Source organism: Agrobacterium sp. ST15.16.055 (assembly GCF_027956555.1).
Lineage (GTDB): Bacteria > Pseudomonadota > Alphaproteobacteria > Rhizobiales > Rhizobiaceae > Agrobacterium > Agrobacterium salinitolerans.
In genome coordinates this window covers 216386-237700 of record NZ_JAQKGN010000004.1, presented here as the reverse complement: position 1 = coordinate 237700, position 21315 = coordinate 216386, and the positions used below count along the sequence as shown (strand labels likewise).

Below are 21315 nucleotides of genomic sequence, written 5' to 3'. Positions count from 1 at the left end.
CTTGTCTCCTATCAAGAAATTGACCAAGGGATGCTGCAAGCTCAATGGACTTTCTGATCGGCAAATTGCACAATCCGACCATTGTGAAGAGGAGCGAAGGAACATGCGGCTTGCTGCAAGCGAAGGTTTGTATGGCGAAGAGGCGGTGCAAGGCACTGATTTCCGCTTCCATTGCGAGACGCTTTTTTCCAGAAGCAGCCTGCACCGCTTTGAAATCGGCCTGCACCGCCACGCGGCCTTTCAACAAATCTTGTACATTTGGGGCGGTGAGGGCGATGCCCTGCTGGATGGTCACACCGAAGCGATCCGCCCGCCGGTCGCCATTGTCGTGCCACCGGGTTTCGAACACGGCTTCCGGTTTTCGCGCGATATCGGCGGGGTGATCGTTACCGTGCTGCCGGGCGCCCTGCCGGCATCGGTGCAGGCGCTGTTGCTGCGGAATTTCCACCGGCCTGTCCTGTTGCCGTTGCGGGATTTTGCCGATGGCGAACGCCTGCGCAGCGGGTTCGAACAGATTTCCGTCGAATATGAAACCCGTGAAACGGGCCGGGATGCCATTATCGAAGGTCAGTTGGCCATCGTGACGGGGCTTCTGGCGCGGGCGGCGCGGCCTCTGCTTGAGGGAACCGGCGAAGGTCTGGCGGAACAGCGTTTCGAACTTTTGTTGTCACTGATTGCACGCCATATTCGCGATCCGCAGAAAGCGGAGTTTTATGCGCAAAAGCTCGGTCTTTCCGAGACGCATCTCAATCGCCTCGTCCGTTCCGTTTCCGGCCTCAGCCTGCAGCGGCTGATCGCCAAACGCCAGATCGAGATCGCCCAGCAGGAACTGATCTTTACCGTTTCGAGCGTGCAGATGATCGCCGAGGGGCTGGGTTTTGCCGATCCGGCCTATTTCAACCGGTTCTTCAAGCGCGAGACCGGCATGACCCCGCGTGCCTGGCGGCTGGCGGAGAAGCGGAAAATGGGGGATTCCGGCGCGCGGCAGGTGCCGCTTCAGACCAGCATTCTTGCCAGTTCGCGCTGAACGGCAAGTAGGGCGGGTAGATATCGCTCCACCAGATCCTCCATCGAGGCGACCGAGGCGGCAAGCCCGACATTAAGGGCGGCAACCGTCTGGCCGCGCACGCTTTTCAGCGGAACGGCGATGGAGCGAAGGCCGATCTCGACCTCCTGATCGATCAGCGCATAGCCGCGATGGCCGGTGACCTCGATTTCCGCGAGCAGTGCGTCCAACCTGGTGATCGTCTTTTCCGTGCGTGCCACCCGCCTGGAGGCCTCGAGAATGGCGCGCTGCCGCTCGGCCATCTGCGCCGAAAGCAGAACCCGGCCCATGGAGGTGCAATAGGCCGGCAGGCGCGACCCCGGCATCAGCGCGATCGACATCACCCGCTGCTGAGCGGCACGCGCCACATAAACGATTTCGGTCTCGTCCAGGATGGAAACGGAGGTGCTCTGGCCGATCTCCTCCGACAATCGGTCGAGCAGCGGCTGGACGATCTTCGGAAGCGGCATGGTGGCCAAACAGCCGGTGCCGAGCCGCAGGACTTTCGGCGTCACGGTGAAGAACTTGCCGTCATAGGCCGCATAGCCAAGCTCCGAAAGAGTCAGCAAACAACGCCGCGTCGTGGCTCGGTCCAGCCCGGCGATCTCGGCGGCGTCAGAGATCGACAGGCGCGGCCGTTCGGCGCTGAAGGCCTCGATCACCCGCAATCCCTTGGCAAGACCACCCATCATGTCTCTTTCGCTGACGGCCATGTCCTAGCTCCGTTTGTGCGATATACGAACAAAAATCATATAACGCACAAAATCCTTGCCGTCGAGGTGGTTTCGGATTTACCTCACGGTCAGGCAGCCTTGCGGGTTCCATCCGCTCGGCTGGATGGAGGTTTTGAGAATGGACAAGACAATTAAGAGCGCTAAAGAGGCGCTTGCCGGCATCGGCGATGGTGCGACGATCATGATCGGCGGTTTCGGCGGCTCCGGCGCGCCTATCGAACTGATCCACGCACTGATCGACAAGGGCCCAAAGAACCTGACGGTCATCAACAACAATGCCGGCAATGGCCGCATCGGCATCGCCGCAATGATCGATGCCGGCATGGTCAAAAAGATGATCTGCTCCTTCCCGCGCTCGTCCGATCCGCGCGCTTTCACCGACCGGTATCTGGCTGGCGAAATCGAGCTGGAACTGGTGCCGCAGGGCACGCTTGCCGAGCGCATTCGCGCTGGCGGCGCTGGCATTCCGGCGTTCTACACCCCGACCGGCTTTGGCACGGAACTGGCGCAAGGCAAGGTCATCGCGGAATTCGACGGTCGCTCATACGTGCAGGAGCGATGGCTGAAGGCGGATTTCGCCATCGTTAAGGCGGAGCTTGGCGATACCTATGGCAACCTCACCTACAATAAGGCGGGCCGCAATTTTAACCCGCTAATGTGCATGGCGGCAAAGACCACCATCGCGCAGGTCTCGAAGATCGTCAAAGCCGGCGAGATCGATCCGGAGCATGTCGTCACACCAGGCATTTTCGTGAACGGCATCGTCGAAATCCCCGATCCGCAACAGGAAGAAGTCCTCATTCGCGCCGGAGTAGCCTACGCATGACCACGACCATCGACACCCGCGAAGACATCAAGCTTTCCAACGCCCAGATCGCCTGGCGCGCGGCGCAGGACATCGAGGACGGCGCTTATGTCAATCTCGGTATTGGCTTTCCCGAAATGGTGGCGCGTTACCAGCCGCCCGGCCGTCAGGCGATTTTCCATACCGAAAACGGCATCCTGAATTTCGGCGAGGCGCCGCCGGAAGGCGAAGAGGACTGGAACCTCATCAATGCCGGCAAGAAAGCCGTGACGCTGAAGCCGGGCGCGGCATTCTTCCACCATGCCGACAGCTTCGCCATGGTGCGCGGCGGGCATCTGGATGTGGCGATCCTCGGGGCCTATCAGGTGGCGCAGAATGGTGATCTCGCCAATTGGCGCGTCGGCTCCAAGGGCGTGCCGGCCGTCGGCGGCGCGATGGATCTGGTGCATGGCGCCAAGCAGGTCTTCGTCATCACCGAACATGTGACCAAGAACGGCGAGCCGAAGCTCGTTGAAAAATGCAGCTTCCCGCTGACTGGCGTCGGCTGCATCACCCGCATTTATACCAGCCATGCGGTGATCGATGTGGTGGACGGCCGTTTCGTGCTGCGTGAAAAACTGCCGGCGATGACCTTCGATGAATTGCAGGCCATGACCGGCGCGCCTTTGGCGGTCGATGGCGAGGTCGCCGATCTCGTCGCCCCGGAACTTTGAGGAAGAACTGATGACCGATGCATTCATCTGCGACTATATCCGCACGCCCATCGGCCGCTTCGGCGGCGCGCTTTCTTCGGTGCGGGCCGACGATCTCGGCGCGGTGCCGCTGAAGGCGCTTGTCGAGCGCAACCCGTCCGTCGACTGGGAAGCGGTCGAAGATGTGATCTTCGGCTGCGCCAACCAGGCGGGAGAGGATAACCGCAACGTCGCACGCATGTCGCTGCTGCTCGCCGGCCTTCCGGTGTCGGTGACCGGAACGACGATTAACCGGCTGTGCGGCTCGGGCATGGATGCCCTCATCACAGCCGCCCGCGCCGTGAAATCAGGCGAGGCGGAATTGATGATCGCCGGCGGCGTGGAAAGCATGAGCCGCGCGCCCTTCGTGCTGCCCAAGGCGGAGAGCGCCTTTTCGCGCAATGCCGAAATCTACGACACCACCATCGGCTGGCGTTTCGTAAACCCGCTGATGAAGGCGCAATATGGCGTCGATTCCATGCCGGAAACCGGCGATAACGTCGCCATTGACTATCAGGTCTCCCGAGAAGATCAGGACGCCTTTGCCGTTCGCAGCCAGCAGAAGGCGGCTGACGCGCAGGCCAATGGTCGCCTCGACAGGGAAATCGTGTCCGTGACCATCCCGCAGCGCAAGGGCGATCCGCTGGTGGTATCGAAGGATGAGCATCCTCGGGCCACTAGCCTTGAAGCGCTGGCGAAGCTGAAGCCGGTTAACAAACGCGATGGTGCGACCGTGACGGCAGGCAATGCGTCTGGCGTCAATGACGGTGCTGCCGCACTCATCATCGCGTCAGCCGAGGCTGCAAAGAAATATGGCCTCACTCCCATCGCCCGTATCCTCGGTGGCGCCGCTGCCGGCGTTCCGCCGCGCATCATGGGCATTGGCCCCGCGCCGGCATCCCAAAAGCTTCTGGCCCGCATCGGCTGGACGGCCGCCGATCTCGACGTTGTCGAACTCAACGAAGCCTTTGCCTCCCAGGGCCTGGCAACGCTCCGCCTGCTCGGGATCGCCGATGACGATCCGCGTGCGAACCCGAACGGCGGGGCGATCGCGCTTGGACATCCGCTCGGCATGTCGGGTGCGCGTATTGCCGGCACGGCGGCTCTGGAACTGTCGCTGACCGGTAAATCCAAGGCGTTGGCCACGATGTGCATCGGCGTCGGGCAGGGTATTGCCGTGGCACTGGAACGGGTCTGACCTTTCGCTCTAGCTTAGGTCCATTCTGATCCTCTGTGCTTGCGTTTTGGCGCGGGCACAGAACATGCCTGCGCGGGCAAGCTGGCGCTGGACTGGCCGCGGGATCGGCCATAGGGTTGTGACATCGTGTGCCAAGAGGTCTACATGCGTTTTGCCATCAACCACATCACCGCGCCGAAGCTCTCCCTTGAGGCGTTCTTTGCGACGGCCCGCGAACTCGGCCTTACCGAAGTCGAAATCCGCAACGACCTGCCTGATATCGTCGGCACGGTGGAGCCGGCGGCCGTGAAGGCGGCGGCCGAAAAGGCCGGCGTGACGATCATCTCGATCAATGCGCTTTATCCCTTCAACGTCTGGTCGGGCGACCTGCCTGCGCGGGCCGTCGCCATGGCCGATTATGCGGCGGCAAGCGGCGCGAAAGCGCTGGTCATGTGCCCGCTTAACGACGGTACAGTGGTTTCCTTCGACGATCTCGTGGCGGCGTTGAAGGCCATGAAACCGATCCTTAAGGAACGTGACCTGATTGGTTTCGTCGAGCCGCTCGGTTTCCCGATCTCTTCGATGCGCACCAAGGCCGAAGCCATCAGGGCCATCGATGCGGCAGGCGGCGGCGATGTCTACAGGCTGGTGCACGACACCTTCCACCACCATCTCGCAGGCGAGACGGAGTTCTTCCCCGAACGTACCGGCCTCGTGCATATTTCCGGCGTGATCGACCCCGGCGTCTCCGTCGCCGACATGCTGGACGCCCACCGCATTCTGGTGGATGGAGGCGACAGGCTGGAAAATATTGCCTAGATCAGGAGGCTGGAGGCGGCCGGTTACAAGGGACCTTACAGTTTCGAACCCTTCGCAACCGAGGTGCACGCGCTCTGAACGCCTTGCCGCCCGTGGTTTGCCGCGGGCGGTGCGCTCGATGGTAAAATGTGAGGAGCGGAGAGGAACGTTCGACGCATCTCCGTAAAGATCCCATAAAAGACATTGCCGAACTGATATTGACTTTTGCGTGTTTCGTCGTCGCGATTGTTACATAATGATCGCGTGTTCGCCATGCTCTAGAAATTCCAGCGTGATTTTGTGAATGGTTATATGTTTTCTTAATAAATCTTAATATAGCTCGTTCATAGCAACTATTATGTACGGCTTGATATTGTTAATATTTAAAACTGCATTTAAACTGTTTTGTAGTTGACAAATTTATTGCTTAAAGCTTGAAATGGTATCCAAGTTGAGTTGGGTGTTAGACTGTAAGGAAGTGATGTTTGACATGCCATTTTGGAGTCTGAAAGGAGGCCACTTGAGCTTGGAGCTGGAGTGGCGACGCCTGATGTGTTTGGCTTAAAAGCATGATTTGTAAGCTTGGCGCGTTCTCTGCGAGTCATCTGGAGGTTGGTTTGTCCTTCACACGAGGGCGGCCCACGGCGCTTGATTATTTTGTTGGACCGAGGCTCGTATGGCGACGTAGATATTATAGACGATATAATTCCGGAGTTGATTGTGAACGACGCGAGAGCACCCCACCGCCACAGCGGCGAGAGAAAATTTTATGTATTTGGCCCGGACATAACCGGTGGAGGTCCAGGTCATGGTCTTGTTTTTGTCAACAAAGAGAAACTGTTGACGCCACCCCGCCTGATCCTTCGTCCTGACGGCGGCGGCTTCCCAAAATTAAATGAGAGGCCGCACATTGCCTACGACAAGAAGAAGGGGAGACCCCCACGTGATCTGGAGGGGACGCTAAGCGGATACTGGTTCGTGTCCGAGCGACTGAAGAACATTTTTGAATCCATCGACGCAGCGGCGTTTGCTTTCGCAGAATGCGACTACACGCTTGCTGACGGATCGATTGGGCCGAAGCACTTCTTGTGTGATGTTGTCAGATCAATTGATGCATTGGACAAAGAAGCTTCAGACATGCGCATTAAAATTTATCGAAACCATCAGACTGGTGAAGATGAAGAGATTTACAGCGTCGCAGGCGGCGCGAGCATTTATTTCCGCGAAGATGTAGTTGGCGACGCTCATGTTTTTGTTCAGCCACGACTTGCGGCAGATCCAATTTGTGACGATGCATTATATGTTGCTTTTAAAGCTGTAAAAAACATTAATGGTATTTGTTTTTTAGACGCATTAAATCTTTAGAATGATTTTTTATTAAAAATTTACTTCAGCTGGAGCTATTTTAGTGGTCGATATTCCTGCGTTTCAAAGTCACCATATTATAGAGCAACAAGCGGTGGGCAAGAGCGCTTTGTTGGAGGCGCTAATTGAACTAGGACTTTTTAAGGTGGGCGATCAGGCCAACCTCATAAACTTGCCGCGCGAACGTACAGTGGCAATTAAGATGGGCGTGTCTCCGCATCTAGGCGGGCCTATTAAAGAGTACTCCAATGGGTTAGCGTTTCAATTAGCGGAGTTGGAAAAATCGCCCGATGGCCAATTGGCGATGAAAGGTGACAAATCGGCCGCCTTGCGTGTTGCTGGAGAAGTGAGTTCGTTGCGCAATACGATGCGGTCAGCGATAATCAACGGCGACCTGTTTACTAACTTTCCTGATGAGAATCTGGCGGAAGTGACGCGTGCGATAAACGACAGTTTCTATAAAGACCCAAAATCCTACGCAAGTAAGCATCCCGTCGAGATTGATAGGTTTGATAAAGGGCAATTCAATGGTTGGGATGCAGCCACGGCATCTGAGGCTAAGCTTAAGTCGGCTCTCGAAGCAATTGAGCAGACCGGCTATAAAGGCGCTAAAGGCGCGGCGGAGGTAGCCAAATTAGAATTGGGACTGGCTGTAGCGAAAGCGCGGCAATCCGGTCGTCTGGTTGTGTCACCGACTTTCGCACAGAAGCTCGATGGCACTTGGGAAGCCCAGCTCTTAAACGAAATCCTCAGCGGGAAAGCCACAGTCTCAAGCATTCAAATGCCCATGGTTTTCACGGGTCTGAAAATTCTCGGTGTTGCCGGCCTGTTCTACGACATCACCACAAGTACTGCGGAAGCTGCGAATGCAGTCGATAAAGGCGATAAAGCCGGCGCTGGGAATATAATGGCCCGCCTTGCAGGCAGAATCTATCTTGGCATGGAAGGGGCAGCGATAGGTGCGGCGGTCGGTGCTGCTCTAGGCGCTGCAGGTGGACCCGCCGCACTTGCAACTTCCGTTGTAGGCGCTCTTGTCGGCGGAGTCAGCGGCGCGATTTTAGGTGATGCGGCCGTCGATGCGCTTTGGAAGGCTGCTGACGATGTCGTTTCACTTCTCCAGGCGGGCACCCAGGAAGCAGGCGTCGACACGCCATTGCTGCAACCGTCCGGCAAATATTATCGCGGTCTGATCGCAAGTGGCATGCCCAAGGATATAGCCGACAAACTCATTCGCGAGTTAAATTCGGAATATAAAGAACGGCGCCTTCAGCAGCCGGATGCCTCTGCTGAGGCTTTGATAGAAAGCGTGATAAGGGACGTTCGCGCAAATCAGGCGATAGAACCTGAAAACGAAGCGGGTGCCAGTGTGACCGCTATTCGGGGTGGGCGTTACGCCACCACAATTATCAATAGCGGCAGCGGCAAAATCGAATCAATAAATGAAATCGAAACCGGCAAGCCCGTGTCTTCTGTCTTCCATAATAATCTCGGAAAAAAGACGGGCGAAGTTGTATTTAGTGCGGATGGATCGACCACAGAAAAATCCTATGATCCAGATGGCAACCGTATAGAAAGATCGTTCAGTCCACAGGGCGAGGTTGTACGGGAGCAGTTTTATATTGCTTCTATGAATCTGACATTGGATTCTCAAATCGTCAGCCAAAAGAAGGAGGTTTTGATCAGGCTGGCAAATCAGGCACGTGCCCGCCAACAGTTTGGTAAAGCTGAGGCAAACCAAAGAACCGCGTCACAACGTTTACAGGCGGCAACCGAATATTTCGATCGCACTCAACAGGCTCTGCAGGTGAGTGAACGCGAAATGAGTTCTCTTATTATACGGGTAAGGGACGCCAACGGCAAATACACCTACAGAACCCGAATTGCCACTGTAGAAGATAAGTTTAATCTTGAGCGACTGCGTTCGATTACGGCTGGGGCGAGAGCTGAGCGGGACCGATTGCAATCACAATATAGCCTGGCTGACCAGACGTTTCAGCAAGCAACCAACTTGATGAACGAGGCTGATGAAAAGCTAAAATACGCGGAAGCGGAGCTGAAGAGGGAGGAAAACTTTCAGCTTCCGATGGTTGGTTCGGCCAATGTCCCACAACAGATGCCCGGACCCGCAGCCTTGGGCGATACTAGATCGAATAACGTCAAGTCAACGGACGATTGGAGTAAAGACCTTGCTGAATTAAGAAGGGAGATGGCGCAAGCTGGACGTGAACGTGCAGCAGCTCCCGGTGAACGGGATGTTGGGAGTGCGGAAGCAGATTTAGATATAACGACGTTTCTTCAAGATTTGCAGGCTCTCAATGACGCTAACGACAATCTCTCCAGCGACATAGACGCCTTTACTTCAGCTTTGACGGAAAAAATAGCTAGGGCGCAGACGGATACTGACAGTCAAACCGCTGCAGCCAAAGCGGCGGCGGCAAAGGCTGAGGCAGAGCGGCAGGCAGCTGTGAAGGTTGAGGCAGAGCGACAGGCAGCTGCGAAGGCTGAGGCGGAGCGACAGGCGGCTGTGAAAGCTGAGGCAGAGCGACAGGCGGCTGCGAAGGCTGAGGCAGAACGGCAGGCAGCTGCAAAGGCTGAGGCGGAGCGACAGGCAGCTGCGAAGGCTGAGGCGGAGCGACAGGCGACTGCGAAGGCTGAGGCGGAGCGGCAGGCGGCTGTGAAGGCTGAGGCAGAGCGACAGGCGGCTTTGAAGGCTGAGGCAGAGCGACAGGCGGCTGTGAAGGCTGAGGCAGATCGACAGGCGGCTGTGAAGGCTGAGGCAGAGCGGCAGGCAGCTGCAAAGGCTGAGGCAGAACGGCAGGCAGCTGCAAAGGCTGAGGCAGAGCGGCAGGCAGCTGCGAAGGCTGAGGCGGAGCGACAGGCGGCTGTGAAGGCTGAGGCAGAGCGACAGGCGGCTGCAAAGGCTGAGGTGGAGCGACAGGCGGCGGCAAAGGCCGAAGCGGAACGTGCCAGGATCGCTTCGGAGGAAGCCCGGAAGGCTCAGGAGTTACAGCTTCAGCGATATAATGAACGCATGAGGCAAGAAGAACAAAGCCGACGGGAGAGGGACGAGCGGCAGCGCCAATGGAACTTGCAACAGCAGCGTGAAGCGGAACAGCGTCGCCAACAGGCCGCAGCCGATCAAGCGCGCCGGGATGCTGAGCGAGAGAGGCTCCAGCGCGAAAGCGAAAACGCTCTTTTCGAGACTATGAGAAGGCAGGGAACGTTTTCAAATTTGCCTTCAAGCTCTAGGAGCTTTGGGGCTTCCCCCATAATTCCAGTTCCGCAGCCTCGTCCTGGTCCTGTTCCTACGCCACGCCCATTTACTCCGCCGCCATACCGACCGACCTCACCTCGTCCTGGAGGCCGCTCGGGCTTTTTCGGCGCACCGGTTGTTTTTGATCTAAATAGCGACGGACGGTTGGACTTAGTTACGCTTCCAACTACTGAGGGTTTAGACGCCGTTTCCTCTGCTTTCGATTGGAACGGTGACGGTCTTCGCGACGGTACGGCGTGGATTGGCTCGAATGACGGTCTGCTCGTTATCGATCTCGGCCAGAATAAAACAGCTGAGCCTGACGGTAAAATCAATCGACCACAAGAAATTGCTTTCTCACTCTGGAAATCCGAAGAAGAGCGAGTAGCCGAACTCAAAGCTCAGGGCATAGATGACACCGGCCGCCCTGTCACCGATCTTGAAGGCCTGCGTTTCGCGTTCGACACAAACCAGGACGATATTCTCGATAATCGCGATGCTCGGTGGAGTGAGTTCCGCATCTGGCAGGATTTTAACCAGAACGGTTCCTCGGACGAGGGCGAACTGAGTACATTGGAGGCCGAAGGTATCGCTTTCATCGACCTTATGCCGAGAGGAGAAGGCGTAAAATTGTTCCCGGACGGTTCCATGATCACGGGAACGAGTTCCGCCAAGAGGATAGACGGAACGTCTATTCTGGTCGGAGACGTAGCGCTCGCTTACAGGCCTCAGCCATAACGCGTTGCCAGGTTCTCGGAAATGTCGGCTGGCGTGTTTGTCTCACGCGCCAGCCGACTCTCAGGCTAGCCATCGCGTGCAGTTCAGGCGTTAGCCACGTCCATGTGGCTGTGTCATCACACAAATATCGATGAAACAGAATAGAGCCATGCCAGGTCTCGTTGATTTCAAACACGAACGAAAAATCGATGATCCAAAGACGTCTGAAACTGAACATGATAGCGGTCTCGCCGCCCTGTGTGCTATCGCCGCTCACTATCGGATAGCGGCCTCCCCGAAAAAACTCCGATATGAGCTTGCTATTTCAGGTAAAGCGCATTCCCACGATATTTTGAGGGCCGCAAAGAATATCGGTCTGAAAGCAAGACTTATCCAGGCGAAATCGGAAAAGCGCATCATGTCGTTACCGGTTCCCGCTGTGCTCTGCTTTAATGACGGCACCTATGGCCTGTATCTTGGAGCGGCAGGCGAGGGCATGTGCAAGGTCGCCGATCCTGAAAATCTGGCTGTACGGCAGATGGATATTGCCGGTTTGCTGGAGGCTGGCAACGGCGCGTTCATTCTCGTGCAAAGGCGATTTGCAGGGCCGGGCGCTTCCAGGGAAACTTTCGGTTTTCGATGGTTTCTTCCATCCCTGTTCCGATACCGCAAGGCATTCGGCCACGTCTTAATCGCTTCGCTTTTTGTACAGATTTTTGCACTCGTAACGCCCCTGTTCTTTCAGGTAGTGGTCGATAAGGTGCTTGCTCACAGAAGCTATTCAACTCTTATCGTTCTGGTTGTCGGGCTTGTCGCACTCGGCCTCTTTGATGTCATTCTCCAATATCTCAGAACATATGCTCTATCCCATACCACCAACCGTATCGATGTCGAACTCGGCCAGAGGCTCTTTCGGCATATGATGAACCTGCCTTTGAGCTATTTCGAAACGCGGGCTGCAGGTCAAACCGTTGCCCGCATTAGGGAGTTGGAGACCATTCGGGATTTTCTGACGGGGCAGGGACTGTTCTCAGGTCTCGATCTGCTTTTTACAGGCGTTTTCATATTCGTTCTGTTTTGTTATTCGACGACCTTGGCATGGATCGTTGTTGCCTCAATCCCATTTTATATTGGGATTGGAATTCTGATCCGGCCATTTCTTAAAGAGCGTATCGATGAGAAGTTTGACCGGGGTGCCTACAGCCAGCAGTTACTGGTGGAAACCGTTGTTGGCATTCAGACGCTGAAGGCGTCAGCAGTCGAGCCTGTCGTTTCCGCGCAATGGGAAGAGCGGCTGGCGGCCTATGTGCGGTCTTCTTTCGCTGCGACAATGCTTGCTTCCAAGGGGCAAAACGCCATTCAGTACATCAACAAGATTACGAGTGCGGCGCTGCTACTGTTTGGAGCGCAATCCGTTATCAATGGTGAATTGAGTGTCGGGGCACTTGTTGCGTTTAATATGATTGCCAGTCAGGTGTCGCAGCCGATTTTACGGCTCTCTCAATTGTGGCAGGATTTTCAGCAGGTCCAGATATCGGTTTCGAGGTTGGCGGATATCTTGAATGCCCCTGCGGAACCACGGCCAAGAACACCCATCAATCTGCCGCCGCCAAGAGGTGCCTTGGAGTTCAGGCGGGTCAACTTTCGGTATCGGCCTGATACACCAAATGTCCTGAACGATATTAATGTTACCATTCGGCCGGGTGAAGTGGTGGGAATCGTCGGAGCTTCCGGTTCCGGGAAGTCTACTCTTACGAAGCTTATTCAGCGGTTCTATTTACCCGATAGCGGTCAGGTATTTCTGGATGGCCAGGACATATCAAAAACCGATCCCGCGTGGCTGAGAAGTCATATCGGCGTGGTGCTGCAGGAAAACATGCTGTTTAATCGCACTGTTCATGAGAATATTGCATTCAGTAATCCCGCAATGTCTCGCGAAATGGTAATCCGGATGGCACGAATGTCCGGTGCAGACGAGTTTATTACCAAGCTTTCTCGCGGTTACGATACAATGATTGAGGAGCGTGGCGCAAATCTTTCTGGTGGACAGCGGCAAAGAATAGCTTTGGCGCGTGCGCTGGCAACCAATCCCCCTTTACTCATTCTCGACGAGGCGACCAGTGCGCTCGATTATGAAAGCGAACGCATCATTCTCCAGAACATGCGCGATATCGTACGCGGCCGTACAGTCATCATCATCGCTCACAGGCTGGCCACTGTTCGTTATTGTAACCGCATTATCGGCATGAAGGACGGCGCCATCACTGAGCAAGGGACCCATGAGGAGCTACTTGCTCGCGCCAGTGGAACCTATGCTCATCTCTGGAACCTTCAAAGTGGAAGTGTTTTCGCGTGAAAGTCCACGCTCGTCTTACCCGGCACGCGAAGCTTGCCGGCAAAAATAATGAGGCAGTGTCTCGCCGGGATATGGAGTTTCTCCCGGCCGCTCTCGAGATATTGGAGACCCCGCAGTCTCCCATCCGGATTGCTTTTTTATGGTTCATCTGCGTTCTGGCAACCTCGCTGCTTGCTTGGGGATGGTTTGGCAAATTTGACATTGTCGCAACGGCGCAGGGCAAGATTCAACCGGTCGGGCGCGTAAAAATCATTGAATCCCTTGAACATGGAACGACCAGTTCAGTTGTCGTCGGTAACGGAGATCGCGTCGAGGCGGGCGAGATTGTTGCTGAACTGGAGGACACTGAAACGAGAGCAGAAGAGGCCGCGAAATCGAGCAGCTTTCATACTCTTCAGGCCGAAACTCTGCGGCGCAGTGCGTTTAGGGAGGTGCTGGCCGGGCTCAAGAAAAGCACGTGGCAACAACCTGACGAGTCGGGATATCCAGTCCTTATTTTTGCCAGTGAGATCCCTGTTTCCATCCGTCAACGTGAACAAACTGTATTTGAGGCAGATCTTCGGAGCCTGTGGGCCAGTATAGTTAGTCTTGCCGCCCAACGGCGGCAAAAAGAAGAGCAGATTGTCGGGTTGACGGAGGCGATCGCGTCCCAACGCGAACTTATCCAGACGCTGGAGCAACGGGTCGATATGCGGACGCAAATTTTTCTGTCTCGCGCAGGCTCACAAGTCGAAGTCTTTGATGCAAAGCAGGAATATCAGGAGGCGAAGTCGGTATTAGCCGACAAGATGGCACAACTCATGGTGTCAAAAGCGGAGGTGAATGTTGTCATAGCAGAGAGTGAAAAAATTATAGAATCGGCATCCGCCGACAATTCAAACCGTTGGCTGGAAGCATTGCGAGCCAAGGATGAATTGGAGCAGGAGTTGATCAAGATAAAAAGTCGAAGGCAGCGCCTCCAGATACGATCGCCAATTGACGGCGTCGTTCAACTTTCATCCATCACCTCCGTAGGGCAAGTGGTGTCGGCGAATACTGAGCTAATGCGTATCGTGCCATTCGATTCGGTTCTGGAGATTGAAGCATATCTTCCAAACAAAGATATTGGTTTCGTTGAAGCGCGGCAGTCCGCAATTGTGAAAGTCGACGCCTATCCGCACACCCGTTTTGGCGTTTTGAAAGGAGAGGTAAAGCATATCTCCGCGGATGCCATTCCTGAACCGGATGCTCAAAATCTCGAGTCAACAACAGCGCAAACTACCCAATCCGTTGTTCCCACGGGTAACGCACAAAGAGTACAAAATCTTGTTTTTCCCGTTACCGTCGCTCTTCAGGATAGTGCGATGCAAATCAGTGGCCGGTTTGTCCCGGTTACGCCTGGCATGAGTGTAACTGTAGAAATCAAAACAGGGCAGCGACGAATTTTGGAGTATCTGTTTTCGCCGCTAGCGGAGGTTACGTCCGAAGCGATGAAAGAGCGATGATTTCGAAATCCGCCTGATCCAATATGTAGCCGTTCACAAAAAATCCAAAGAAATCAATTCCGAATTTCAGGATGATGCTGTAGTTTTTCTCTACAGAGATGGCAAAGATAGGCTATATATAAACTGCGTGAGGCAGGCTTTCTGCCCGCACCGTCTGAAGAAGAGTGGTTGAATTTTCCCTATATGAAAGCGGATAGGAAAACGACGCTTAAGGACGTGGCGCGGGAGGCGAATGTTTCGCTGAGTACGGCTTCGCACGCCATCAACGGCACCGCACCCTTGACCACGCAGGTTCGCGACCGGGTGCTGGAGGCGGCCCGGGCGCTCGGTTATCTCGAGAACCGCAGACAGAAGGCGACGATCGCCACCCTGCGCGTGGTGCTTCTGGCCATGACCAATGATGCCGCACCGCAGAGCGATCTCAACATGGTCAGCTGGACCATGCTGAACGGTTTCCGGCGTGAATGCGAGCGGCGCGGCATTCGCATCGTTCCCTATGTCAGCGCAACGAGCCGGCTCGACCCGGTTGCGGTGGCGGCGGCGGCGGATGCTGAAAAGGTCGACGGTATCGTCATCCTGAACGATGACAGGCCGCAACTGGTCGAGGCGCTGTCTGCGCGTGCGCGGCCGGTGGTGCTGATCAATGGCGAGGACCCGGCCATGATCGTCGATACGGTAACGGCCGAGAACCGTTTTGGTGCGCGGCTCGGCATCGAACATCTGCTGTCTCTCGGGCATCGCAATATTCTTCACATCACCTGGAAGGGCCGCACGACGATCCGCCGCCGTTACGATGGCTATAGCGACGCGTATCTAGCGGCAGGTCTCGCTGTTCCCGCCGATATGGTCATCGAGGTGGAGAGCTATGAGCCTGAATGGGGCGAGGCTGCCATCCGTCGTCTGCTGGCCCAAGACAAGCCGCTCAGAAACGCCACCGCGATTTTCTGCGCCGCCGACAATCTGGCGCTCGGCTGTCTGAAGGCCCTGACGGAGGCAGGAATCCGGGTGCCGGACGATGTTTCGGTGCTGGGGTTTGACGATATCATGCCGGCGGCCTTCAGTGCGCCGCCGCTCAGCACCATCCAGTTGCCCGCCGACCGGTTGGGCGGTGCGGCGCTTTCGCTGCTGGAGCAGCGCCTTATGGCGGCCGATCCGACACGTCCAGCGCACCGGCTGGAACTCGGTTGTCGGCTGGTGTTGAGGGGCAGCATTGCGCCGCCCCCCAAATGATTTGTCGTTTTATTTCATGCCCGTGCCGGCAATGCCCGTCGTGATGTAGCGCTGCAGGAACAGGAATACGACGGTGACGGGTGCGAGGCTGAGGAAGGTCATGGCCAGAATATAGTGCCATTGCACCGAGAACTCCCCCTGGAAGGCGTTCAGCCCCACCTGCAGCGTGAAGTTTTCACGGCTGCTGAGAACGATCAGCGGCCAGAGGAAGTCGTTCCAGCGCCAGAGCACCGAGAAGATGGCGAGGACCGCAAGCGCCGGGGCCGTCAGCGGCAGGATGATGCGCCAGAATATGCGGAATTCGCTTGCCGCATCGACGCGAGCCGCCTCGATCAGTTCGTCGGGAATGGTCAGCATATATTGCCTGAGCAGGAACACGCCGGTCGGCGTCGCGACCGTCGGGATGATGACGCCCCAGAGATTGTCGACGAGGCCGACGCCGACGATCACGAGATAGGCCGGCACCATGACGACGGTGAGCGGGATCATGAGCGTCGAGATGATCAGCACGAAGATCGCCTTCTCACCGCGGAAACGGTATTTCGACAGCGCAAAGGCGGCCATGGCGTTGACGATCAGCGTCAGGACGGTTGCGACGAAGGTGACGAAGACCGAGTTCTTGAGGAAGGTCAAAAAGCTGAACCGGGTGAGCGGATCGGTAAAGTTCTCCGTCGCAACAGTCAGTTTCTGGACGGGCGTTATTTCGCGGGTATCGACGCTGACGGGCGGGCCGGGATTGGCAGGGTCGACCATCTGGGCTTTCAGGCCGATGCGGCGGATCATGGCCATTTCCCGCTCCATACCGTCGATGGGGGCTTTCCACAGGCTGAGAGGTTTGTCGTAACCCTGGACTTCCACCTGCACGGCGGCGCGCGGCAGAAGGCTCGGCGGAAACCGGGTGATTTCGGCTTCCGGTTTCAGCGATGACATGGCGGCCCAGACAACCGGGATGAGGACGGCAAGCGTGCCGCCGATGAGCCAGACCCAGGAGAGGATATCGGTAAGGCCGATCCGGCCGGGGCGGCGGGTGCGTGTGAGGAAAGAGACGGCGTTGGACATGGTCAGGACTCCATCTTTTTGCCGAGGCGCAACTGCACGAGGGTGAGTGCAAGAAGCACAAGGCCCATCAGAACCGATGCGGCGGATGCCAGGCCGAAGAGCCTCAGATCGCTGCCGAAGGCCATCTGGTAGATATATTGCACCACGAATGTATTGGCCGTGCCCGGTCCGCCGCCATTGGTCAGAACCCATGCTTCATCAAAGATCTGCACGGAGCGGATCATCAAGAGGATGAGCACGACGAGCAGGTTGGGGCCGAGAAGCGGGAGGGTGATGCGCAGGAGGGTGCGCCGGGGTGAGGCGGCGTCGATGGCGGCGGCTTCATAGAGGTCCTTCGGGATGGCCTGAAGGCCGGCGAGCAGGATCAGCGTATAAAAGCCCATGTGGAACCAGACCGAAACCACAACGACGAAGAACCGCGACCAGCCGACATCCAGCAGGAAGATTTCCGGCGGCACGCCCAGCATCTGGAAGAAGGCATTGAGCAGGCCGTTGCGGTCCAGAAACCATTTCCAGATGAGGCCGATGACGACGGGCGACAGCAGGACCGGGTAAAAGAACATGGCGCGAAAGAAACCGCGCGCGGCAATCGCTCTGTTGAGGATGAGCGCGGTGATGAGTGCGACCAGCAACGTGGCGATGACGTTGAAGCCGACGAACCACAGCGTGTTCCAGATTGCCGTCCAGAACAGCGATTCCCGGCAGCTGCCGGGGTCCATATAGCTCTGGCAATCCAGCAGCTTGCCGAAATTCTCCAAACCGACGAAGGGGCGGTCGGTGATCAATAGTTCGGTGCCGCCGGTGAAAGCGTAGCCGACGGCAATGGCAATCGGCAGGAAGGTGAAGATGCCGAAAAGAACGAGGTTCGGCATCAGGAAGATATAGGGCATGCGCCTTTTGCCGATCAGCCGCTCGATGAGATTGAGCGGCACTTCGGCAATCGCCATCACGGCATCGAGCGCGCGGTCGGACAGTCTCGCAAGCTTCGGATTGGCCATGCTAACCTCTCCCTTCGCTCGCGATGCGCGGAAGTGCCAGTTCGGTGGCCGGATCGAAGACATGCACTTTTTCCCGCGCTGGCATGATTTTCAGCACCGAGCCGGAAGCGGGGGCGAAATGGCCTGCCTGGTGCACGATGATCTGTTCTTTCTCGCCCTTGATATTGCCGTAGAGATAGGTCTCGGTGCCGAGGCTTTCATGATACTGAACCTCGAACGGCAGGCCGGTATCCACGATGGTGAAATGCGAGGGGCGGATGCCCGCAAGAACCGCCTGCCCTGGACTGACGGCCGCCGGATCGACAAGGCAGGGCAGGGACACGCCGTAACCGGCATCGATGGCGATGCCGCCGTCTTCGCCCTTGGTGATGGTGCCCTTCAGCATGTTCATGCGCGGCGAGCCGAGGAAACCGGCGACGAAGAGATTGCGCGGATTGTCGAAAAGCTCAAGCGGGCTGCCCACCTGCTCGATGCGCCCGGCGCGCAGCACCACGATCTTGTCGGCCATGGTCATGGCTTCCACCTGATCGTGGGTGACATAGATCATCGTCGTTTTGATATCACGGTGCAGCCGGGTGATTTCGGCGCGTGTCTGCACGCGCAGCGCCGCATCGAGGTTGGAAAGAGGTTCGTCGAACAGGAAGATGTCAGGCTCGCGCACGATGGCGCGGCCGATGGCGACGCGCTGGCGCTGGCCGCCGGAAAGCTGTTTCGGCTTGCGGTCGAGATAGGGCTCGATGGCGAGCATGCGCGCCGCCTCGTTAATGCGGCTTTCGATCTCCGCCCGCTTGAAACGCAGGTTCTCCAGCCCGAATGCAAGGTTCTTGCGCACGCTCATATGTGGATAAAGCGCATAGGACTGGAAGACCATGGCGATCTTGCGCTCGGCCGGCGACAGCGCGCTGACATCGCGATTTCCGATGGCGATGCTGCCCGACGTCACGTCTTCCAAACCGGCGATGATGCGCAGCAGCGTCGATTTTCCGCAGCCCGAGGGCCCGACGAAAACGACGAATTCGCCGTTTTCGATCTGAAGATCGATATCATGCAGTACATGAACGGCGCCGAACGCCTTGTTGAGGTTTTCGAGTTGCAGACTTCCCATCATATGCTCCCTTCAACCGAGCTCGCAGTCGCGACGATCTCCTGACCGTTCCATCCCTCGGGCAAGGGCATCGCTCTCTTGATGGCGACATCATCAGCCGAAAAGTCGTGAACGCCTTCCAGATAGATCGCGGGCATGCCGCCCGGATAATCCTCCATGCCGACAATCCGGCCCGCAGCATCCTGCGTCCAGGCATTGGCGCGACCGGCCGCATCGGCGCTTGGCGCTATATCGGCATTGGTGGGGCGCAGATCGTATTGCAGGCCGGTGCCGAGCATGCCTGGCTGCTGCGCAAGTGTGATGCGCTCGAGCCTGACATTGTGAATGCCGGCCGCCGAGGTGGAGACAAGATTGATTGCTCCTTCCATCGAACCGCTTAAGTCTTCCACGATCAGATTGTCGACTCTGCCAGCCTGACGCTCCGGGCGGCGGTCGACAACGGTGACGGTGACCGCTTCGCCAGAACCCCAGAAACCGCCCGGCGTTTCATGGCACTCGGCCTCGATCCTTGAAAAGCGGATGTTCCGCATCGCGCCGCCATCACGGGAGAAAAGACCCATGCCGCGGTTTGACTGCACGACCTTGCAATCCTCGAACACCACATCGGTAAAATCGCCGAAGGATTCCGTGCCGAGCTTCAGTGCGCAGCTCATGCTGGAAACGGTGCAGCGGCGAACGGTAATATCGGCGCACATGCCCACTGCCTTGCCATCCGGCCCGGCGCTGGTCTTCAGGCAGATGCCGTCATCGGCGGTCGAGATCAAGCAATCCTCGATCAGCGCGCGCCGGCAGGCGTCAAGCACGATGCCGTCCGTATTGGGCAGCCGGCGGTCGTTTTCGATGCGCAGATTGCGGAAATGAAGGTCTTCGCAATCGACCATATGCAGCGTCCACATGGGGGAGCCACTAACGTTCAGGTTTTCAAGACGGACGTTGCGGCAGCTTTCAAGCACCATGACGCGCGGCCGCTTTTTCGCCGGGATATAGGTGCCCATGGCCTTGTCGTCGCCGATGATGAAGTTTTCACCGCCGGCCTCGATGCGGCCGGGACCGGTGACGGCGATGTCATGGGCGCCGTTCGCGATGATCATGCCGCGATCGGAGTCTTCGGCAATCACCGAAACCCGGGTGAGCGCGTAAGCGTCGTAATCGGAAACGGGAGCAAGCACGGCATCTTCGGCAAGGTGCAGTTCCACGCCGCTTTTAAGATGGAGGCCGGCGCTGACATGACGCCCGGCCGAGAGAGACACGCGCCCGCCGCCTGCTGATGACACGGCATCGATAGCCTGCTGAATGGCCGCCGTGGCATCAACGCCACCTGCTGCAACTGTGATGTCCTGACTGATGTTCATGATAGTCACGATGCCTTTGGCCTTTTCAGAAAAACGTCGATCAGAAGCAGCATCGTCAGCGCTTGCCCATAGGGCGTGGGCAGATTGGGGATGCGGCGGTAGAAATCGAGGTCGTGTCCCATCGGGGTGCCGTCGGAGACACCGTGAACGACGCCTTCGTCATCGATATTGCCGAGCACCGCCTTCAGCGCGCGTTCCGCATGGGGCCGGTTTTCCTCGCCGAGAATGCCGGCCTCAATGCCGCGCAGAATGCCATAGGCGATGCCGGCGGTTGCCGATGTTTCCACCGGCGAGGTCGGGTCATCGAGCAGCGTATGGAACATGCCGTCTTCGCGCTGATATTTTCTTAGCGACCGCACCTGGCTTGCCAGCACATTGGCGAGGAAACGCTTGTCTTTCCCCGCAAGCGTCGGCACCAGTTCGAAGAGCTCGGGAATGGCGACGGTGATCCAGGAATTGCCGCGCGCCCAGAAGGCGTCCGCGAAATTATGGCGCCCGTTGAAGGTCCAGCCGTGATACCAGAGCCCGGTGATGGGGTCGGAGAGATACCGCGCATGGATCATGAACTGGTAGACGGCTTCATCAATCCAGTCCTGACGTTTACAGACCACACCGGCGCGGGCGAGAAACAGACAGGCCATGAACAGTGTGTCGTCCCAGAGCTCACCTTCATTCAGCCGTTCCTTCACGACATGCTGGAAGCCGCCATCTTCGGTTTTTGGCAATTGATGCACCAGCCAGTCGGCCCAGTCCTCCACCAGCGCCCGGAAATCCGGCCGGTCGACATGTTCGGTCAGAATGACGAGCGGCAGCATCGGCGCGGAACTGTTGATCTGGCGCGGCGGCAGGCCACGGTCGATCTGCCAGCTATACCATGTCACGAGGTCGTCCAGTGCCTTCCGGTCGTTGGCGGCGAGCGCCCGCCGCAGGAAGCCGTAAAGACCGACACCCACTTCCCAGTCCCATTCATCGAACTGGATCTTGCCGTCGGAACTGCCGCTGACCAGACCTTCCTGAATGCCTTTGAGGCGGCTGAAGGCGGCGGCGACATTGTCGATGGTCGTCCTGAGAGTGTCTTTTTCCATGCTTGGCTGGTTCATCTGTCA

15 protein-coding genes and 1 pseudogene are annotated in these 21315 nt (G+C 57.2%); 10 read left to right on the top strand and 6 right to left on the bottom strand.

Annotated elements, in window-relative coordinates; genetic code table 11:
* Positions 1-103 precede the first annotated feature (103 nt).
* Positions 104-1027 (top strand): helix-turn-helix domain-containing protein, encoded by a 924-nt coding sequence (locus PL599_RS09205; protein ID WP_271359029.1) that lies wholly within the window; start codon positions 104-106, stop codon positions 1025-1027.
* Here the strand turns inward: PL599_RS09205 and PL599_RS09200 are convergent.
* Positions 997-1758, bottom strand: a complete 762-nt coding sequence (locus PL599_RS09200) for an IclR family transcriptional regulator (RefSeq protein WP_077984020.1) — start codon at positions 1756-1758, stop codon at positions 997-999. The genes PL599_RS09205 and PL599_RS09200 overlap by 31 nt on opposite strands.
* 139 nt (positions 1759-1897) lie before the next feature.
* Here PL599_RS09200 and PL599_RS09195 point away from each other — a divergent pair, with 139 nt between their 5' ends.
* The 9 genes and pseudogenes from PL599_RS09195 (at position 1898) to PL599_RS09155 (ending at position 15695) form a co-directional block, all read left to right on the top strand.
* The gene (locus PL599_RS09195; protein WP_077984019.1) at positions 1898-2605 is read left to right on the top strand and encodes a 3-oxoacid CoA-transferase subunit A; all 708 of its coding nucleotides are present in this window, start codon (positions 1898-1900) and stop codon (positions 2603-2605) included.
* Complete coding sequence (locus PL599_RS09190; protein WP_142913091.1) at positions 2602-3297, top strand: CoA transferase subunit B; 696 nt, start codon at positions 2602-2604, stop codon at positions 3295-3297. Before PL599_RS09195 ends, PL599_RS09190 begins: the two co-directional genes overlap by 4 nt.
* A gap of 10 nt (positions 3298-3307) precedes the next feature.
* On the top strand, positions 3308-4513 hold the full coding sequence (pcaF, locus tag PL599_RS09185; protein ID WP_271359028.1) for a 3-oxoadipyl-CoA thiolase: 1206 nt from the start codon (positions 3308-3310) through the stop codon (positions 4511-4513).
* A 144-nt stretch (positions 4514-4657) separates the two neighbouring features.
* Positions 4658-5389: pseudogene (locus PL599_RS09180) on the top strand (TIM barrel protein).
* A gap of 621 nt (positions 5390-6010) precedes the next feature.
* On the top strand, positions 6011-6655 hold the full coding sequence (locus PL599_RS09175) for a DUF1629 domain-containing protein (RefSeq protein WP_269833811.1): 645 nt from the start codon (positions 6011-6013) through the stop codon (positions 6653-6655).
* A gap of 43 nt (positions 6656-6698) precedes the next feature.
* On the top strand, positions 6699-10646 hold the full coding sequence (locus PL599_RS09170; RefSeq protein ID WP_271359027.1) for an AHH domain-containing protein: 3948 nt from the start codon (positions 6699-6701) through the stop codon (positions 10644-10646).
* Positions 10647-10794: 148 nt separating this feature from the next.
* Positions 10795-12981, top strand: coding sequence for a type I secretion system permease/ATPase (locus tag PL599_RS09165; RefSeq protein ID WP_271359026.1), 2187 nt, complete (start codon positions 10795-10797; stop codon positions 12979-12981).
* Complete coding sequence (locus PL599_RS09160; RefSeq protein ID WP_271359025.1) at positions 12978-14465, top strand: HlyD family type I secretion periplasmic adaptor subunit; 1488 nt, start codon at positions 12978-12980, stop codon at positions 14463-14465. Before PL599_RS09165 ends, PL599_RS09160 begins: the two co-directional genes overlap by 4 nt.
* Before the next feature lie 183 nt (positions 14466-14648).
* Positions 14649-15695, top strand: coding sequence for a LacI family DNA-binding transcriptional regulator (locus PL599_RS09155; RefSeq protein ID WP_193600486.1), 1047 nt, complete (start codon positions 14649-14651; stop codon positions 15693-15695).
* A gap of 9 nt (positions 15696-15704) precedes the next feature.
* Here PL599_RS09155 and PL599_RS09150 read toward each other — a convergent pair whose 3' ends face one another.
* The 5 genes from PL599_RS09150 to bglB are packed head-to-tail and all read right to left on the bottom strand — an operon-like array spanning position 15705 to position 21309.
* Positions 15705-16754: a carbohydrate ABC transporter permease gene (locus PL599_RS09150; RefSeq protein WP_142913080.1), complete on the bottom strand. Its 1050-nt coding sequence runs from the start codon at positions 16752-16754 to the stop codon at positions 15705-15707.
* Between the two features lie 2 nt (positions 16755-16756).
* Entirely contained in the window at positions 16757-17752 is a 996-nt protein-coding gene (locus tag PL599_RS09145; RefSeq protein ID WP_173991560.1) for a carbohydrate ABC transporter permease, read from the bottom strand.
* A 1-nt stretch (position 17753) separates the two neighbouring features.
* Complete coding sequence (locus tag PL599_RS09140; protein WP_271359024.1) at positions 17754-18857, bottom strand: ABC transporter ATP-binding protein; 1104 nt, start codon at positions 18855-18857, stop codon at positions 17754-17756.
* The gene (pglB, locus tag PL599_RS09135; RefSeq protein ID WP_271359023.1) at positions 18857-20209 is read right to left on the bottom strand and encodes a polygalacturonase PglB; all 1353 of its coding nucleotides are present in this window, start codon (positions 20207-20209) and stop codon (positions 18857-18859) included. The genes PL599_RS09140 and pglB overlap by 1 nt, the downstream gene beginning before the upstream one ends.
* Before the next feature lie 5 nt (positions 20210-20214).
* The gene (bglB, locus tag PL599_RS09130; protein ID WP_271359022.1) at positions 20215-21309 is read right to left on the bottom strand and encodes a beta-galactosidase BglB; all 1095 of its coding nucleotides are present in this window, start codon (positions 21307-21309) and stop codon (positions 20215-20217) included.
* Positions 21310-21315 lie beyond the last annotated feature (6 nt).

Bases quoted from the DNA above. Each gene is read 5' to 3' on its own strand.
- PL599_RS09205 (WP_271359029.1), top strand. From the start codon at position 104: ATGCGGCTTGCTGCAAGCGAAGGTTTGTATGGCGAAGAGGCGGTGCAA.
- PL599_RS09200 (WP_077984020.1), bottom strand. From the start codon at position 1,758: ATGGCCGTCAGCGAAAGAGACATGATGGGTGGTCTTGCCAAGGGATTG.
- PL599_RS09195 (WP_077984019.1), top strand. From the start codon at position 1,898: ATGGACAAGACAATTAAGAGCGCTAAAGAGGCGCTTGCCGGCATCGGC.
- PL599_RS09190 (WP_142913091.1), top strand. From the start codon at position 2,602: ATGACCACGACCATCGACACCCGCGAAGACATCAAGCTTTCCAACGCC.
- pcaF (WP_271359028.1), top strand. From the start codon at position 3,308: ATGACCGATGCATTCATCTGCGACTATATCCGCACGCCCATCGGCCGC.
- PL599_RS09165 (WP_271359026.1), top strand. From the start codon at position 10,795: ATGCCAGGTCTCGTTGATTTCAAACACGAACGAAAAATCGATGATCCA.
- PL599_RS09155 (WP_193600486.1), top strand. From the start codon at position 14,649: ATGAAAGCGGATAGGAAAACGACGCTTAAGGACGTGGCGCGGGAGGCG.
- PL599_RS09150 (WP_142913080.1), bottom strand. From the start codon at position 16,754: ATGTCCAACGCCGTCTCTTTCCTCACACGCACCCGCCGCCCCGGCCGG.
- PL599_RS09145 (WP_173991560.1), bottom strand. From the start codon at position 17,752: ATGGCCAATCCGAAGCTTGCGAGACTGTCCGACCGCGCGCTCGATGCC.
- PL599_RS09140 (WP_271359024.1), bottom strand. From the start codon at position 18,857: ATGGGAAGTCTGCAACTCGAAAACCTCAACAAGGCGTTCGGCGCCGTT.
- pglB (WP_271359023.1), bottom strand. From the start codon at position 20,209: ATGAACATCAGTCAGGACATCACAGTTGCAGCAGGTGGCGTTGATGCC.
- bglB (WP_271359022.1), bottom strand. From the start codon at position 21,309: ATGAACCAGCCAAGCATGGAAAAAGACACTCTCAGGACGACCATCGAC.